Raw genomic sequence first — 452 nt, 5'->3', positions numbered from 1 at the left:
GCCATTGGCGCAGCACCTGTGGTGGTCGGCCAGACACTCGTCGTCCAAACCCGCGGCGGCGGTGTCTACGGCTATCTGCCGAAGTAACATTCGCGGCCGCGGCCGGGTGGTTTGCGGCGGCACACACATCACATCGGGGCGGCTGAGCCGCCTCGAACTTGCGCCCGCGTACTCCGCGGGCGTCTTGCATCTGTGTCACCAGGCATTCAGCCGTGCAGATGCCAACCGCAGTTGCAACAATCAGAACTTGCCATGGCGCTATTCGCGTGCGGCACACAAGCATGAAACCAGTCATTGCCCTTGTAGGGCGGCCGAATGTCGGCAAATCGACCCTCTTCAACCGTCTGACGCGCTCGCGTGACGCGTTGGTTGCGGATATTCCGGGCCTGACGCGCGATCGCCACTACGGCGAAGGCCGAGTCGGCGACCGTCCGTTCATCGCCATCGATACC

At 63.5% G+C, this 452-nt stretch carries 1 protein-coding gene; it reads left to right on the top strand.

The features are described from left to right. Positions 1 to 281 precede the first annotated feature (281 nt). Positions 282 to 452 (top strand): GTPase (locus FPV16_RS25930; RefSeq protein ID WP_227441376.1); only part of this gene is annotated, 171 nt, incomplete at its 3' end.

Source organism: Methylobacterium sp. W2, assembly GCF_020662345.1.
Classification (GTDB): domain Bacteria; phylum Pseudomonadota; class Alphaproteobacteria; order Rhizobiales; family Beijerinckiaceae; genus Methylobacterium.
Note: the sequence above shows the minus strand (reverse complement) of the source record. Positions and strands in the feature narration are given on the sequence as shown.